The following is a 16,240-nucleotide window of genomic DNA, read 5'->3' on the forward strand; positions in this document are numbered from 1 at the left end:
CACGGCTCCGGCTCGCTTCGTCGCTTCGCTCCGCGCGATGACGGCGGCGTGGTTCTGGTCAGAATGAGACGGGTTCTCTCATGCCTTCGTTGAAGGATCTTCGAAACCGCATATCTTCCGTCAAGGCGACGCAGAAGATCACCAAGGCCATGCAGATGGTCGCGGCGGCCAAGCTGCGTCGCGCCCAGGCGGCGGCCGAGGCGGCGCGTCCCTATGCAGAGCGCATCGAGAAAGTGCTCGCCAATCTCGCCGGGGGCGTCTCCTCCGGCGCGCCCGTGCTGCTCTCCGGCAATGGCCGCGACGAGACGCATCTCCTCGTCGTGGCGACCGCCGAGCGCGGCCTCTGCGGCGCGTTCAACTCCTCGATCGTCCGCCTCGCCCGCGAGCACATTCAGCGCCTGCAGGGCCAGGGCAAGACGGTCAAGATTCTCTGCGTCGGCAAGAAGGGCTACGACCAGCTCCGCCGCAATTACGAGAAGAACATCATCGAGCTCATCGAGCTGCGCGGCGTGCGCCAGCTCGGCTTCGAGCAGGGCGACGCGATCGGCCGCAAGGTCATCGAGCTGTTCGAGAGCGGCGAGTTCGATGTGGCGACGCTGTTCTTCTCGCGCTTCAAATCGGTGATTCAGCAGTTTCCGACGGCGCTGCAGCTCATTCCGGCGCAGATTTCCGCCAATGAGAACGAGGCCGCCGCGGCCGGCCCGCAAGCCTATTACGAATATGAGCCCGGCCAGGACGAGATTCTGGCGACGCTGCTGCCCCGCAACATATCGGTGCAGATTTTCCGCGCATTGCTCGAGAACGCCGCTTCCGAGCAGGGCGCGCGCATGAGCGCGATGGACAACGCCACGCGCAACGCCGGCGACATGATCAAGAAGCAGACGACGCTCTACAATCGGTCCCGCCAGGCGATCATCACCAAGGAACTCATCGAGATCATCTCGGGCGCCGAGGCGCTCTGATCGGAACAACAGTCGAGAGGACGAGACAATGGCTACCCCCACGACCACGGGTCACATCACGCAGGTGATCGGCGCTGTCGTCGACGTGAAGTTCGACGATCACCTGCCGGAAATCCTGAACGCGCTGGAGACCACCAATCAGGGCGCGCGCCTCGTCCTCGAAGTGGCGCAGCATCTCGGCGAGAACTCCGTGCGCACCATCGCCATGGACTCGACGGAAGGCCTCGTGCGCGGCACGCCCGTGACCGACACCGGCGCCCCCATCTCCGTCCCGGTCGGCGACGAGATGCTCGGCCGCATCATCAATGTCATCGGCGAGCCGGTCGACGAGGCCGGCCCCATCGTGACGGCGACCAAGCGCGCCATTCACCAGCCGGCTCCGTCCTACGCCGAGCAGGCGACCGAGGCGCAGATCCTCGAGACGGGCATCAAGGTCGTCGACCTGCTCGCGCCCTACGCCAAGGGCGGCAAGGTCGGACTGTTCGGCGGCGCGGGCGTCGGCAAGACCGTCATCATCATGGAGCTCATCAACAATATCGCCAAGGCGCATGGCGGCTATTCCGTCTTCGCCGGCGTCGGCGAGCGCACGCGTGAGGGCAACGACCTCTATCACGAGATGATCGAGGGCGGCGTCAACAAGAAGCCCGAGAACGGCTCTGCCGCCGGCTCCAAGGCCGCCCTGGTCTATGGCCAGATGAACGAGCCTCCGGGAGCCCGCGCCCGCGTCGCTCTGACCGGCCTCACCGTCGCCGAGGACTTCCGCGACAAGGGCCAGGACGTGCTCTTCTTCGTCGACAACATCTTCCGCTTCACCCAGGCGGGCTCGGAAGTGTCGGCTCTGCTCGGCCGCATTCCCTCGGCGGTGGGCTATCAGCCGACGCTCGCCACCGACATGGGCGCGCTGCAGGAGCGCATCACCACGACGACCAAGGGCTCGATCACCTCGGTGCAGGCCATTTACGTGCCGGCCGACGATCTGACCGATCCGGCCCCGGCCGCCTCCTTCGCCCATCTCGACGCGACGACCGTGCTCAACCGCTCGATCGCGGAAAAGGGCATTTATCCGGCCGTCGACCCGCTCGACTCCACCTCGCGCATGCTGTCCCCGGCGATCGTCGGCGAAGAGCATTACGAGGTCGCGCGCAAGGTGCAGTCCACTCTGCAGCGCTATAAGTCGCTGCAGGACATCATCGCGATCCTGGGCATGGACGAGCTGTCGGAAGAGGACAAGCTGACAGTGGCGCGCGCCCGCAAGATCGAGCGCTTCCTGTCGCAGCCCTTCCACGTCGCCGAAGTCTTCACCGGCGCGCCGGGCAAGCTCGTCGCGCTCGCCGACACGATCAAGGGCTTCAAGGGCCTGGTCGAAGGCCAGTACGACCACCTCCCCGAGGCCGCCTTCTACATGGTCGGCACGATCGAGGAAGCCGTCGAGAAGGCCGCCAAGCTCGCCAAGGAAGCGGCTTGATCCGTTAATCGCTGAGCGGACGCGCGTCGGCCCGCCGACGCCTGTCCGCCCAGAGCTTTTTGGTTTTGCAGATTTTCTCGGAAAGCCGGTTCCCGCTTTTCCGAAATCCTGCATAGACGACGGAGCCCTTCATGGCCACGTTCCACTTCGAACTCGTCTCTCCCGAGAAGCTTCTGTTCTCGGGTGAGGTGGACGCCGTCGTCGCCCCCGGCGCCGAGGGCGTGTTCACGGTTCTCAAAGACCATGCGCCGGTGATGACGGTGCTGAAGCCCGGCGTCGTCGAGATCGACGGGGCAGGCAAGAAAGAAAAGCTGTTCGTGCGCGGCGGCTTCGCCGATGTCGGGCTCGGCGGCTTCACCATTCTGGCCGAATACGCCATTCCGGTGGCCGAGCTCGACGCCGCCAAGATCGACGCCGATATCAAGGACGCCAGCGAGGATGTGGCCGACGCCAAATCCGACGAGGCGCGCCGCCTCGCCTCGGAGAAGCTGGGCCAGCTCCAGGAGCTGAAGGCCGCTCTCGGCCTCTGACGCAAATCGGCGCCTGGAGCCTGTCTCCAGGCGCCGGCCGCGCTCTTATGTGCAATGCGAGCCTGAAGGCTCGCGGTCCAGCGCTCGCCTCGGACCGTGAGCCTTCAGGCTCGTTTCTTTTTGTCGGGGCAGGGTGGCGCTTACTTCAAGAACTGCGCGCCGTCGAGCTCGTGCCGCAGCTCGAAGCTGCGGAACTGCGTGAAGATCGGCGCGATCCAGGCTTTGAGCGCGGCGCGAATGACGATCGACATGTCCGGCGGCGGCGAGACCAGCATGCGGCTCAGCGACAGATCCGGCTCGTCCAGAGTCTTCGCCACCGCGCCGTCCAGCGCGCCGATGAGGAAACGGCGCGTCGTCGGATATTGTCCCAGCGTCTCATGGGCATAGGCGCCGAGCGGCGCGGCGCCTTCATTCTGCACGATCAGCATGGGAAGATCGGGCCATGCCGCCGACAGCGATTTCGCGCTGGCGAGAGCGGAGTCGGTGTGGTCGGCATGGAACAGCAGGATCGGCTGGACGCCGCGCGCCCGCGCCTCCTCGACAAAGCCGATCTCCTTCACCGTCTTGAAGAAACGGTCATAGGCGCGCTGCCAGACATCGACGATCTTGGGCGTCCCGTCATCGATCAGCAACCGATCGAACAAGGAGATTTGTCCGCGTATGTCGGCCGTGTCGATGACGCGCGCGCGGTCCGGGAACCATTCGTGGTAGCGCGGCGCATGCGGATCGGTGTCGAAGCCTTCGACCTCGGTGAGGCGCGAGAGATAGAAGTCCGTCAGCAGCCGCGCGGTCGTCGAAACGCCCGAACGCGGATGCGGGGAACAGGCGACGAACACCAAAGTGCGTCGACTCATCTCTCACTCTCTCGGCGCCGCCCGAGGCTCTCTGTTTTGCCGCTCAACCACGTTCGGCGCTATGCGCCCTCCCTGCCGGCGATCCGATCCAGCAGATGGATGCGGTCGAACTCGTCGGCGATCCTGTTCTGCCAGGTGCGGACATAGCCGCGAAGGACGAAGGAATGGTCCGCCGGCTCCCCTTCCGCCGTCCGATTGGCGACGAAGGTGGAAAAAGGCGCGCCGGCGATCTCCACCTGCTCATAGGACAATTCGTTGAGCTTGGGGATGGTGATCTCGCCCGCCGTCACCACTTTCTCGAAATATTTGCGGTGCGTCACCGGGTCCCATTCGAAAAATGTGGTGTCGTTGACATGGTTCTTGACGAGGAAATAGTCCGCGTCCTCGACATAGGGCGCGACTTCTGCGATTTCGTCGAGCGAGGCGATGGACGATCCGAGCACATGGAACAGAATGAAGCCGACCTCACCTTCCGCCACAGCATCGAGAAAGCCCGTGTCCTGCAGCGCCTGCAGGGCCGGCTCCAGCCCGCCGGCGCGAACGTCGACGACGCTGACCTTCACCTGAGCCGTGGCCAGAGTGTCGATGATCTTCATCTGGTCCGAGGTCGAGGTGAGATCGACGACATTGGTCTGGTCGGGGTGAAAGCGATAGAGCGTGCCGCGCGGCGTCTCCGTGTCGAAGGCCCGGGTCAAGACGTTGTTGGCGGCGAGATAGTCGAGCAGCACGCGCGCGATCGTCGTCTTGCCCACGCCGCCCTTGTCCGCTCCGACCAGAATGAGCGTCGGCCGACCTCTCGGAGGGGCGAGCGGGGGAGTCTTCTCCCGCGCGACCGGCGGCCGCTCCTCACGCGCCGAACTCTGCTTGGTTTCTTTGGTCGGTCTTTGAGCCATGGCCTAGCACCTATATCGCTCGCGCCCGCTTTCGGGCGGCAGGAACATAAAACTCTTACCATTTATGAGTCGGGCGCGCCGAGCCTTTTCTCGCCCCGGGGAGCGCGATCGCGGCCTTTTCCGCCCATACCACTAATGGCGTTTGTAGTTTTTCCGGGCGCCAGCTTATCTTATAGTGAATTGACATTCACGCGACCTCGAATAAGTAGGTCTCACATTTTCGAAGGATTGCGGTTCGTGACGAGGTCTCCGCGCGCAGCGGCGATCGGCGCGGCCGCTTTGTCCGGCGCGAGGGGGTCGCGCAGGGCCGACAGCCGAAGCAAGGGCGCCTATGCGGCGACAGCGCCTATTCGGAGAAAAGGATGAGCGTGATCCGTGTCGAGGACGCAGACGGCGTCACCCACGAGCTGGAGCCTGTGGAAGGCTGGCGGTTGATGGAAATTTTGCGGGATTACGGCATGGGCATGGAGGGCACATGCGGCGGCGCGGTCGCCTGCGCCTCCTGCCATATCGTTCTCGACCCCGAATGGGCGGACAAGGTCGCGCCGCCGCGCGAGGACGAGATCGACAAGCTCGACGAGCTGCCCTTTCTGCATGAGACCTCGCGGCTCTCCTGCCAGATCATCTGGTCGGACGAGCTCGACGGGCTGAAGCTCACACTGGTCAAGGAGCCGACATGACGCGGCCCGCCAATCCCAAATTCTCGCCCAAAATCCTGCTCGCCTCCGATCTCGCCGAGGGCGATGTCGTGTTCTGGGGGCCGGACGGCTGGGAGCGCGATCTCCTGCGCGCGAAAATTGCTTATGACGAGGCCGAGGCGGCGACGCTGGACGCGGCGGGCAAGGCGGCGGTCGCCGCCAATCGCGTCGTCGACGCCTATCTGGTCGATGTGACGGTGGATGCGGCCGGCGCGCCGACGCCGTCGCATTTTCGCGAGAAGTTCCGCGCCGCCGGCCCCAGCGTGCGGCGCGATCTCGGCAAGCAGGCAGGGCTGCAAGGAGCGGGGAATCGATGACTGCGCATGATCCGGCCTTGCCGCCGCGCCCCAATGCCGCGCCGACCATCTACGCCTATGACGAATATGACCGTGCCTTCGTGCGCGAGCGCGTCGCGGAATTCCGCGGCCAGGTGGAGCGGCGCCTCGCCGGCGCGCTGACCGAGGACGAATTCCGCCCGTTTCGCCTGATGAACGGGCTCTATCTGCAGCTGCACGCCTATATGCTGCGCGTCGCCATTCCCTATGGCTCGCTCACCTCGCGGCAGATGCGCCAGCTCGCCCTTATCGCCGACACATGGGACAAGGGCTACGGCCATTTCACCACGCGGCAGAACCTCCAATATAATTGGCCCAAGCTCGTCGATGTGCCGGATATTCTCGAGGCGCTCGCCGACGTCGACATGCACGCCATTCAGACCTCCGGCAATTGCATCCGCAATGTGACAGCCGATCATTTCGCCGGCGTCGCCGCCGATGAGCTGGAGGACCCGCGGCCGACGGCGGAGTTTCTGCGCCAATGGTCGAGCGCCCATGCCGAGTTCAGCTTTCTGCCGCGCAAGTTCAAGATCGCGGTGAGCGGCGCCGAGCATGACCGCGCCGCGATCAAGATTCACGACATCGGCCTGCGCATCGTGCAGAATGCGGAAGGCGAGATCGGCTATGAGGTGATCGTCGGCGGCGGTCTCGGCCGCACGCCTTTCGTCGGCAAGCTGCTGCGGGAGTTCCTGCCGCGCGCCGATCTGCTCGCCTATCTCGAGGCGATCTTGCGCGTCTATAATCGCTTCGGCCGCCGCGACAACAAATATAAGGCGCGCATCAAAATATTGGTGCACGAGACCGGGCTCGACGAGATTCGCGCGCAGGTGGAGGCGGAGCTCGCCGCCATGGATCGCGCGCCTTTCGCCTATGACGCGCAGGAGCTGGAGCGCGTCGTCGCCGCCTTCGCGCCGCCCGATTACGAGACCTTGCCGGCGCATTCGGACGGCTTCGAAAAGGCCAAGGCGGAGAACGGCGAATTCGCCGCATTCGCCGCGACGAATGTCGCGCCGCACAAGGTTCCCGGCTACGCCATCGTCACTGTCTCGCTGAAGCCGATCGGCGGTATTCCGGGCGACGCCACTTCCGCGCAAATGCGCGCGCTCGCCGATGCGGCCGACGAATACGGCTTTGGCGAATTGCGCGTCAGCCATGAGCAGAACATCATTCTTCCGCATGTGAAGAAGGATGATCTCCTCGCTCTGTGGCGCGATCTTTCGGCGGCGGGCCTCGCGACCGCCAACGCCGGGCTCATCAGCGACATCATCTCCTGCCCGGGGCTCGATTATTGCTCGCTGGCGACGGCGCGCTCCATCCCGATCGCGCAGGCGATCTCCGAGCGTTTCGCCGATCTCGAGCGCCAGCGCCTCATCGGCAAGCTGGGGATCAAGATTTCTGGCTGCATCAACGCCTGCGGCCATCATCATATCGGCGCGATCGGCATTCTCGGCCTCGAGAAGAAGGGCGTCGAATCCTATCAGATCACGCTCGGCGGCGATCCGACGCTTTCGGCCTCGATCGGCGAATTGCTCGGTCCCGGCGTGTCGGCGGAAGAGGTTCCCGACGTGATCGAGAGCCTGGTGCAATTCTATCTCGCCGAGCGGCGCGACGGCGAGGCTTTCATCGACACATGGCGGCGCTTGGGCCATAAGCGCTTCAAGGAATCTGCGCGCCGGGAGGGCGAGGATGGCTCTGGTATCTGACGGCGCTTTCATCGCGGACGAGTGGCGCCGTCTCGCCGATGAGGAATCGCTTCCCGGCTCCGGCAAGGTGATCGTCTCGCTCGCGCGTCTGCCCGCCGCGCTGGAGGATGCGCGGCCGACGGCGCTCGGCGTCTATGTCGCCAACACGACGGACCCCAAGGCGCTGGCGCCTCATTTCGCGCGTCTCGCGCTCATCGACATCGCCTTTCCGGCCTTCACCGATGGGCGCGGCTTCTCGCTGGCGCGTCTGCTGCGCCGCGAGGGCTTCGCCGGCGAATTGCGGGCGAGCGGAAGGCTGACGCCGGACCAATATCTGCATGCGATCGGCGGGGGCTTCGACACGATCGAGATACCGGACGAGCTCGCGGCGCATCATGGCGAGGCCAATTGGGCCAAGGCCCGTCAGGCGCGCAGCCTCTCCTATCAGCGTGGCGTCGCCGGCGGCGCGTCCATACTCGAGCGTCGGCGAAAGGGCGTGGCATGAAGACGTCGATCGTCGAAACGCTGGCGCCGCGCCTCGCGCCGCTCGATCTCGATCATCGCCTGAAGCTCACGCGCGAGGTCATTCCCGGCCGCATCGTCTTCACGACGAGCTTCGGCATAGAGGATCAGCTCGTCACCCATTCCATCTTCACCCAGGGCCTTGAGATCGAGGTGGTGACGATCGACACGGGCCGTCTCTTCGAGGAGACGATCGCCCTTTGGGAGAAGACCGAGGCGCGCTATGCGCGGCGCATTCACGCCGCCTATCCGCAGGCGCTGCCGCTCGCCGATTATGTCGCCGAGCATGGCGTCAACGGCTTCTATCGCTCGGTCGAGAATCGCAAGGCCTGCTGTCATATTCGCAAGGTGGAGCCGCTGTCGCGCCTGCTCGCCGGCGCCTCCGCCTGGGTGACGGGCCTGCGCGCCGATCAATCGCAGGCGCGCGAGGGCGTGCATCTCATCGAGAGCGACGCCGAGCGTCGGCTCATCAAGCTCAATCCGCTCGCCGATTACACGCGCGACTCCATCGTCGCCGCGACGGAGGAATTCAGCGTTCCGGTGAACGAGCTGCACGCCAAGGGCTTTCTCTCCATCGGCTGCGCGCCCTGCACGCGCGCGCTGGAGCCCGGCGAGAGCGAGCGCGCCGGCCGCTGGTGGTGGGAAGAGGACGAGAAGAAAGAATGCGGCCTGCATGTCGGGCCGGACGGAAGGCTGACGCGCGGCCCGGCGCCGGAGGGCTCGCAATGAACGCGCTGGCGTCCAAACCTCTCGGCCATTTGGATCGGCTGGAGGCGGAGAGCATCCACATCATGCGCGAGGTCGTCGCCGAATGCGAGCGGCCGGTGATGCTCTACTCCATCGGCAAGGATTCGGCGGTGATGCTGCATCTCGCCATGAAGGCCTTTTATCCGTCGAAGCCGCCATTCCCGCTTCTGCATGTCGACACGACATGGAAGTTCAAGGAAATGATCGCCTTTCGCGACCGCCGCGCGGCCGAGACGGGCCTCGAGCTGCTCGTGCACTCCAATCCTGAAGGGATCGCGATGAATATCGATCCCACAGTGCATGGCTCGCAGCTGCATACGCAGATCATGAAGACCGACGCGCTGAAGCAGGCGCTCGACAAATGGAAATTCGACGCGGCCTTCGGCGGCGCGCGGCGCGACGAGGAGAAATCCCGCGCCAAGGAGCGCGTGCTCTCCTTCCGCAATGCGCAGCATCGCTGGGATCCGAAGGCGCAGCGCCCCGAGTTCTGGCGCCTCTACAATGCGCGCAAGGGGCCGGGCGAGAGCCTGCGCGTCTTCCCTCTGTCCAATTGGACCGAGGCCGATGTGTGGGATTACATCGCGCGCGAGGGCATCGACGTCGTGCCGCTCTATTTCGCCAAGGAGCGGCCGGTGGTCGATCGCGGCGGCATGCTCATCATGGTGGACGACGATCGCCTGAAGCTGCAGCCCGGCGAGACCGTGCAGCAGAGGCTGGTGCGCTTCCGCACGCTCGGCTGCTATCCGCTGACCGGCGCGATCGACAGCTCCGCGGCGACGCTGGAGGAGATCATCGCCGAAATGCGCGCGAGCCGCTCCTCCGAGCGTCAGGGCCGCCTCATCGATCACGACGGCTCCTCCTCCATGGAGCAGAAGAAGCAGGAGGGTTATTTTTGATGCACGGCGGCCTCGCCACGCCCGCGCCGCTGCGCGCTCCCGCCGGGCCGGCGCCCGCCGACAAGCCCTTGCTGCGCTTCATCACCTGCGGCTCGGTGGACGACGGCAAGTCGACGCTGATCGGCCGCCTGCTCTATGACGCCGATCTCGCCGCCGACGATCTCATCGCCGCGCTCGAGAAGGATTCGAAGAAGCACGGCACGCAGGGCGACGATCTCGATTTCGCGCTGCTCGTCGACGGTCTCGCGGCGGAGCGCGAGCAGGGCATCACCATCGATGTCGCCTATCGCTATTTCGCGACGGAGAAACGCAAGTTCATCGTCGCCGACACGCCCGGCCATGTGCAATACACGCGCAATATGGCGACCGGCGCCTCGACGGCCGATCTCGCCGTTCTGCTCGTCGACGCGCGCAAGGGCCTGCTCGACCAGACGCGCCGGCACAGCGTCATCGTCTCCATGCTCGGCGTGCGCCATGTCGTCGTCGCTATCAACAAGATGGACCTCGCCTCCTATTCGCAGGAGGTCTTCACGGCGATCGAGCGCGACTTCCGCGCCTTCGCCGAGCATTTGCGCTTTCTCACCATTCAGGTGATTCCGCTTGTCGCCAAGGATGGCGACAATCTCGTGCACGCCAGCACGAAGATGGACTGGTATTCCGGCCCGCCGCTGCTCGCCTATCTCGAGAGCGTCGCCTCGGATGACAACGCCCGTGTGCTGCCCTTCCGCTTCCCCGTGCAATGGGTGAACCGGCCGTCTCATGATTTCCGCGGCTTCTCCGGCTTCATCGCCGGCGGCAATGTGAAGCCGGGCGATATCGTCCGCGTGCTGCCCTCCGGCCGCGACACGACGATCGCGCGCATTGTCACCTATGACGGCGATCTCGCCCATGCGGTGGCTGGCCAGTCGGTGACGCTGACGCTCACCGAGGAGATCGACATTTCGCGCGGCGACATGCTCGCCTCGCCGGTGTCGCCGGCCAAGATCGGCGATCGCCTGTCGGCCCGCCTTCTGTGGCTGGTGCGCGAGCCGCTCACGCTGGACAAGAGCTATCTTTTGAAGCTCGGCGCGCGCATGACGCCGGCCTTTGTGAAGCAGGTCGCCTCGCTGATAAAGATCGAGACCGGCCTCGCAGAGCCGCTCGCCGATGCGACGCAGACGCTCGCCTTCAACGAGATCGGCGAGGCGGAGCTGTGGCTCGACACGGCCATCGCCTGCGATCTCTATGAGGACAATCGCGAGACCGGCGGCTTCATCCTCATCGACCGCGTGACCAATGAGACGGTCGCCGTCGGCATGGTGAAGCAATCGGCCTGGACCGAGCGCAGCGCGCGCAATGGCGTGGAGGCGAGCTACGCCTCCATGGAAGGCGTGCCGCCGCCCGATCATCTGCTGCATCCGACGCCTTTGCGCAGTCTGGTGAAGTCGCTGTCCTGGCGTGTGCCCGGCAGCGTCATCACTTTCGGCGCGGCCTTTCTGTTCACGCAGGACACGGGCATATCGGCGGCGATCACCGGCACGGAGATCGTCTCCAAGATCGTGCTCTATTATCTGCACGAGCGCCTATGGACGCGCTTCGCCGTCGGCCTCACCAATGGCGAGCCGCCGCACGACGACACGGGATTGTAAGGGCGCTCGCGCGAGACGCTGAAGCGCCCCCTCCCTCGCCCTCCCCCGCTAACGCGGGAGAGGGAAGACGACGACATTTCGCCGAGCCTCGATGAAGCGCGCAATCCGCTCCCTCTCCTGCGAAGCGGGGGAGGGTCGGGGAGGGGGCGCGATCGCGGCGCCGCTCGCCATCAATGCGCCTCGTCCCAATTCTGCGCGGCGCGGGCTTCCACTTCCAGCGGCACGGAGAGCGCCACCGCCGGATGCGGCGCCTCTTCCATCACGCGCTTGACGATGCGGATCGTCGCCTCGGCTTCGTCCTTCGGCGCCTCGAACACCAGCTCGTCATGCACTTGCAGCAGCATGCGCGCGCTCAGCCGCTCATGCGCGAGCGCTTCGTCCATGCGCGCCATGGCGCGGCGGATGATGTCGGCGGCCGCGCCTTGGATCGGCGCATTGATCGCCGCGCGCTCGAAGAAAGCGCGCTCCGAAGCGTTGGAGGAGCCGATGCGCGGGAAATGGCATTTGCGGCCGAAGATGGTGGTGACGAGGCCGTTCTCCCGCACGGCCTTGCGCGTCTTGTCCATATAGGCGCGAATGCCGGGGAAGCGCTCGAAATAGCGCTTGATATAGGCGGCCGCCTCTTCGCGCGGAATGGAGAGCTGATTGGCGAGGCCGAAGGCGGAAATGCCATAGATGATGCCGAAATTGATCGCCTTCGCGCGGCGGCGCACCTCTGACGGCATTCCCTGCACCGGCACGCCGAACATTTCGCTCGCCGTCATCGCGTGAATGTCGATTCCATCCGCGAAGGCCTGCCGCAATTGCGGAATATCGGCGATATGCGCGAGCAGGCGCAATTCGATCTGCGAATAATCCGCCGAGATGAGCACATTGCCGGGCTCGGCGACGAAGGCCGTGCGAATCTTGCGCCCCGCCTCATTGCGCACGGGGATGTTCTGCAGATTGGGGTCCGACGAAGAGAGTCGTCCCGTCGTCGTCGCGGCCAGCGCGTAAGATGTGTGGACGCGATGCGTCGTCTTGTTCACGAAGCCGGGCAGCGCATCCGTGTATGTGGATTTGAGCTTGGAGAGCTGCCGCCAATCCAATATTCGCGCGGCGAAAATATTGCCGCTCTCGGCCAATTCGTCGAGCACGCTGGCCGAGGTGGACCAAGCGCCGGTCGCGGTCTTCTTGGCGCCGGGCAGGCCCATCTTGCCGAAGAGAATATCGCCCAATTGCTTGGGCGAGCCGAGATTGAAGCTCTCGCCGGCGAGCTCGTGAATCTCGGCCTCGAGCCGCGCCATATCCTGCGCGAATTCGCCGGAGAGGCGCGAGAGAATATTGCGGTCGATGGCGATTCCGCGTCGCTCCATCTTGGCGAGCACGCTCACCATGGGGCGCTCCAGCGTCTCATAGACGCTGGTCATATGCTCGGCGGAAAGGCGCGGCCTCAGCGCGCGCCACAGACGCAGAGCGACATCGGAATCTTCCGCCGCATATTCGGTCGCTTTGTCGAGCGGCACGCGCGCGAAGCCGATGAATGTGCGGCCGGAGCCGGCGACGGCGGAGAAGGGAATGCATTCGTGGCCGAGATGCTTCTTCGAAAGCTCGTCGAGGCCGTGATTATTGCGGCCGGCGTCGAGCACATAAGAGATCAGCATCGTGTCCTCGATCGGCGCGACATCGATGCCGCAGCAAGCCAGAACGAGGAGATCATATTTCATATTATGCGCGATCTTCAGCACGCCGCGCGCTTCCAGCAGCGGCTTCAGATGCGCGAGCGCGTCCGCAAAAGGAATTTGCACGGGCGGCGGATCGCCGCCGAGCAGATCGGCGCCGGTGGGCGCGACATGTTGCAGCGGAATATAGCAAGCGCGTCCGGGCGCCGTCGCCAGCGAGACGCCCACGAGATCGCAGGACATGGGATCGAGCGAGGTCGTCTCCGTATCCATCGCGACGACGCCGATCGCAAAAGCTTCCGCGATCCAGGCGTCGAGCCGTTCGAGCGTCGTCACCGTCTCATAGAGCGAGCGATCGATTTTGGTGGCGATGCCTTGCTCGCGCCGCGCCTCGGCGAGCGCGGCCGGGCCGAGCGCGCCCTTCTCCGCCGTGGGAGCGGCGGGCGCAGTCGCTTCGGGCGCGGGGAGGGCGGGCGCCTCGGCGACCTCGCCATTGCGGCCGCGCCATCCCGCCGGGCCGACAAAGGCGGGGTCCGGTTCTATCTCATTCGCCTCGACGCCATAGGTCTCCGCGGCGCGGCGCGTGAGCTGCGTGAACTCCATCGCCTGCAGAAAGCCGACCAGCGTCTTGCCGTCCGGCTGATGCAGGCCGAGATCGTCCAGCGGAATCTCCAGCGGGGCGTCGTCGACGAGCTTCACCAGTCTCTGCGAGGTGCGGATCAGCGCGACGCTCGCAGGGTCGGTCAGCGTCTCGCGGCGCTTGGGCTGCTTGATCTCGCCGGCGCGCGCCAGCAGCGTGTCTAGATCGCCGTACTCATTGATGAGCTGCGCGGCGGTTTTCACGCCAATACCCTTGGCGCCCGGCACATTGTCGGTGGAATCGCCGGCGAGCGCCTGCACATCGACGACCTTCGCAGGCGGCACGCCGAAATAATCGACCACTTCGGCGACGCCGATGCGTCGCTCCTCGCGCGCGCCGGAAGCGGGATCATACATCGACACTTTATCGTCGATGAGCTGCATCAGATCCTTGTCGGCGGAGACGATCAGCACATCGGCGCCGCGCGCGCGCGCTTGCTTAGCGTAAGTGGCGATGAGATCGTCCGCCTCATAGACGTCCTGCTCGATCGGCAGCAGGCCGAAGGCGCGCACGGCTGCGCGCATCAGCGGAAATTGCGGAATGAGATCGTCGGGCGGGTCCTGACGATGCGCCTTGTAATCGGGGTAGATCTCCTTGCGGAAGGAGTTCTCCGATTTGTCGAAGATGATGGCGAGATGCGTCGGCGTGAGATCGGCCGCGCCCTCGCGGATGAATTGAAACAGCTTGGCGCAGAACAGCCGCACCGCGCCGGTCGGCAGCCGGTCCGTGCGATAATTATATTTCGCGTCCTGCCGTATCGACTGGAAATAGGCGCGAAAGACGAAGGACGAGCCGTCGACGAGGAAGACGCGGCTGTCGGGACCGACGGGCTTATGTGTGAGAGTCATCGCGCGAGGAGCATGAACGCTGGGCCCTCGAAGAGAGGGCGGAAAGGGCGCGCGCAAGATAGCCCCGATCTCTCGGCATGGATACCCCCGGCTCGTCGCCCGGCGCGGCGCCGCGCAGGCAAAAAGGCCTCGCGCGGCCGAAGCCGGCGAGGCAGTCGGGATCGTCACACTTACGGCGGCGACGGTAGCGTCTGCGCCGCGCCGTTGAACCGCCAATCGGCGAGAGGCGACGGGTCCAGCGCCGCGCGCAAAAAAAATCGCCCCGCTCGGGCGCGCGGGGCGAAGCGAAGCGAGACGAATTCGGATGAATTGCGGCTCGCCGCGCGTTCGTCAATTGATCATGCGCGTGGTGGCGCCGGTGTCGCCCGTCACGCTCGCGCTCTTGGGCGAAATCCATTCTGGAACCTTCGTCAGCGCGACGGCGACGAAGGCGACGAGGCCGACCGCCCATATGACGATCTTGCCGTAATTTGTGCCGCCATGAACGTTCAACGCCATTGTTCCCTCCGTTGGTTTTTTTTTCATTGGTCTCAGGGCCGGATGGCTCGGCCATGCTGACGATGGCGAGACGATCGCGGCTTTGACACCGCCAATTCGCGAAAGCGGAGGGGTCCAGCGCGCGTCAGAGCAGAGATTCGGTCCAGCGAATGCGGCCGTGGACGCAGAGGCGCTCGGCGTCGGCGCGCTCCAGCCTCTCGGGCTCGTAGCAGGCACGATTGTCGGAGATCAGCGTGATCGCGCCATCCACATTGCGGCGCACGCGACGGATCAGCGGGCCGTCGTCGAGCGAGACGAGATAGACGGCGTCGCCGATAATGTCGCGCTGCGAGCGGTCGATCAGCACGATCGCGCCATCCTCTATCGTCGGCCGCATGGAATCGCCGCGCGCGCGCAAAAATTCGAGCGCGTCGATCTCGGTTCCGAGGCGTCGCAGCAGAGCGCGCGGAAAGGCGATCCGCTCGCCGACGATTTCGCCCTCCGCCGCCGCGCCGATCCGCAGCGGCGGGATTTGCGCCATATCCGGGCCGAGCGGAATCGCCGGCGGCGCGCCGGCCTCGAATATGGGAGCGCCGCGATCCAGCACCAGCCAGTCGAGCGAGACTCCCGTCACCTCGGCGATGCGGCCGAGCTTCTCGCCGGACGCTTCGGTCTCGCCATTGAGATAGCGGCTGTAAGTGGAGGAGGTGACGCCCGCGTCCCGCAAAATTCTGGCCGGACCGCCCGCCGCATCGACCGCCTGGCCCAATCTCCGGGCGAGGCCGGCTCTGTCGAATACGGGATTTGTTTTCGTTTCCGGCACGCACTCTCTCATATTTGCTTGACAGAGACGCGCGAATGCGGGACCTTCGGCGCGGGGTTGGTTTCCATTTACGGTTAACATGCCGGATGTGGCGTGTCACCGTGCGGCTTGTTGCGCCCATGATTTGCAGTTGGAGAGATTTCGTCCGACGCGACGGCTTGCACGACACGGATTCGTCTGGGCGTCGGGATTGTCGCCGCCCTACGGAAACCGGCCGCGCGGCGATGGGCAACGACAATCGGGCGACGGCGTCGTTGGGCGCTGTGGGGATGGGCGACGCCGGCGATCGACAATTCGCTCTGGCTCTGTCGCTGGCGCGCATGTTGTTGGCGACGCGCGGGCAATTCGCGCTGGCTTTGCGCGATCTCTCCTTGGCGCGATCGGGATGCGAGCGGCCGAATGGCCGCATGCTGCGCGTCATCGAGCAAAAGACGGATGATGCGATCTACGCCTTGGGACGGGGCGGGCCGACGATGCTAGAGGAGACGCTGCGGCGCGCGATCGATGACATAGTGAGCGAAGCCGCGCTCGGAACCGGCGGCGCCCCTTACTTCGCCGATTAGCGTTTTCAGCCGAGGC

Annotated in this window: 15 protein-coding genes and 1 pseudogene; 11 read left to right on the forward strand and 5 right to left on the reverse strand. The window is 65.2% G+C overall.

What is annotated here, in order from left to right; genetic code table 11:
- The first annotated feature begins 80 nt into the window (after positions 1-80).
- The 3 genes and pseudogenes from METLW4_RS0119695 (at position 81) to METLW4_RS0119710 (ending at position 2,957) form a co-directional block, all read left to right on the forward strand.
- Positions 81-962 (forward strand): F0F1 ATP synthase subunit gamma, encoded by an 882-nt coding sequence (locus METLW4_RS0119695; protein WP_018267959.1) that lies wholly within the window; start codon positions 81-83, stop codon positions 960-962.
- A gap of 49 nt (positions 963-1,011) precedes the next feature.
- A pseudogene (gene atpD / locus METLW4_RS0119700) lies at positions 1,012-2,427 on the forward strand (F0F1 ATP synthase subunit beta); the annotation flags it as partial.
- 131 nt (positions 2,428-2,558) lie between these two features.
- Positions 2,559-2,957 carry a F0F1 ATP synthase subunit epsilon gene (locus tag METLW4_RS0119710; RefSeq protein WP_018267962.1) on the forward strand — a complete coding sequence of 133 codons (399 nt, stop codon included), beginning with the start codon at positions 2,559-2,561 and terminating at the stop codon, positions 2,955-2,957.
- A 140-nt stretch (positions 2,958-3,097) separates the two neighbouring features.
- On the opposite strand, the gene METLW4_RS0119715 is transcribed toward METLW4_RS0119710, so the two are convergent.
- On the reverse strand, positions 3,098-3,811 hold the full coding sequence (locus tag METLW4_RS0119715) for a hypothetical protein (protein ID WP_026191656.1): 714 nt from the start codon (positions 3,809-3,811) through the stop codon (positions 3,098-3,100).
- A gap of 59 nt (positions 3,812-3,870) precedes the next feature.
- Positions 3,871-4,704 (reverse strand): hypothetical protein, encoded by an 834-nt coding sequence (locus METLW4_RS0119720; RefSeq protein ID WP_018267964.1) that lies wholly within the window; start codon positions 4,702-4,704, stop codon positions 3,871-3,873.
- A gap of 362 nt (positions 4,705-5,066) precedes the next feature.
- Here METLW4_RS0119720 and METLW4_RS0119730 point away from each other — a divergent pair, with 362 nt between their 5' ends.
- Genes METLW4_RS0119730 through cysN form a run of 7 tightly spaced genes read left to right on the forward strand, consistent with a single transcriptional unit; the run spans position 5,067 to position 11,212 of the window.
- Complete coding sequence (locus METLW4_RS0119730; RefSeq protein ID WP_018267966.1) at positions 5,067-5,384, forward strand: 2Fe-2S iron-sulfur cluster-binding protein; 318 nt, start codon at positions 5,067-5,069, stop codon at positions 5,382-5,384.
- The gene (locus tag METLW4_RS0119735) at positions 5,381-5,719 is read left to right on the forward strand and encodes a DUF2849 domain-containing protein (RefSeq protein WP_018267967.1); all 339 of its coding nucleotides are present in this window, start codon (positions 5,381-5,383) and stop codon (positions 5,717-5,719) included. The genes METLW4_RS0119730 and METLW4_RS0119735 overlap by 4 nt, the downstream gene beginning before the upstream one ends.
- The gene (locus METLW4_RS0119740) at positions 5,716-7,440 is read left to right on the forward strand and encodes a nitrite/sulfite reductase (RefSeq protein ID WP_018267968.1); all 1,725 of its coding nucleotides are present in this window, start codon (positions 5,716-5,718) and stop codon (positions 7,438-7,440) included. Before METLW4_RS0119735 ends, METLW4_RS0119740 begins: the two co-directional genes overlap by 4 nt.
- Complete coding sequence (locus METLW4_RS0119745) at positions 7,424-7,924, forward strand: DUF934 domain-containing protein (protein ID WP_018267969.1); 501 nt, start codon at positions 7,424-7,426, stop codon at positions 7,922-7,924. The genes METLW4_RS0119740 and METLW4_RS0119745 overlap by 17 nt, the downstream gene beginning before the upstream one ends.
- Positions 7,921-8,670 (forward strand): phosphoadenylyl-sulfate reductase, encoded by a 750-nt coding sequence (locus tag METLW4_RS0119750; protein WP_018267970.1) that lies wholly within the window; start codon positions 7,921-7,923, stop codon positions 8,668-8,670. The genes METLW4_RS0119745 and METLW4_RS0119750 overlap by 4 nt, the downstream gene beginning before the upstream one ends.
- Positions 8,667-9,584 (forward strand): sulfate adenylyltransferase subunit CysD, encoded by a 918-nt coding sequence (gene cysD, locus METLW4_RS0119755; protein ID WP_018267971.1) that lies wholly within the window; start codon positions 8,667-8,669, stop codon positions 9,582-9,584. The genes METLW4_RS0119750 and cysD overlap by 4 nt, the downstream gene beginning before the upstream one ends.
- Positions 9,584-11,212 (forward strand): sulfate adenylyltransferase subunit CysN, encoded by a 1,629-nt coding sequence (gene cysN, locus METLW4_RS0119760; RefSeq protein ID WP_026191657.1) that lies wholly within the window; start codon positions 9,584-9,586, stop codon positions 11,210-11,212. Before cysD ends, cysN begins: the two co-directional genes overlap by 1 nt.
- A 170-nt stretch (positions 11,213-11,382) precedes the next feature.
- Here cysN and polA read toward each other — a convergent pair whose 3' ends face one another.
- The 3 genes from polA to METLW4_RS0119775 form a co-directional block, all read right to left on the reverse strand.
- Positions 11,383-14,361, reverse strand: coding sequence for a DNA polymerase I (polA, locus tag METLW4_RS0119765; RefSeq protein ID WP_018267972.1), 2,979 nt, complete (start codon positions 14,359-14,361; stop codon positions 11,383-11,385).
- A 330-nt stretch (positions 14,362-14,691) separates the two neighbouring features.
- Positions 14,692-14,859, reverse strand: a complete 168-nt coding sequence (locus METLW4_RS28385) for a hypothetical protein (protein WP_018267973.1) — start codon at positions 14,857-14,859, stop codon at positions 14,692-14,694.
- A gap of 124 nt (positions 14,860-14,983) precedes the next feature.
- The gene (locus tag METLW4_RS0119775) at positions 14,984-15,661 is read right to left on the reverse strand and encodes a S24 family peptidase (protein WP_157235262.1); all 678 of its coding nucleotides are present in this window, start codon (positions 15,659-15,661) and stop codon (positions 14,984-14,986) included.
- A 269-nt stretch (positions 15,662-15,930) separates the two neighbouring features.
- On the opposite strand from METLW4_RS0119775, the gene METLW4_RS0119780 reads away from it, so the two are divergent.
- Entirely contained in the window at positions 15,931-16,224 is a 294-nt protein-coding gene (locus METLW4_RS0119780) for a hypothetical protein (protein WP_018267975.1), read from the forward strand.
- Positions 16,225-16,240: the final 16 nt, after the last annotated feature.

It is taken from the genome of Methylosinus sp. LW4, from assembly GCF_000379125.1.
Classification (GTDB): domain Bacteria; phylum Pseudomonadota; class Alphaproteobacteria; order Rhizobiales; family Beijerinckiaceae; genus Methylosinus.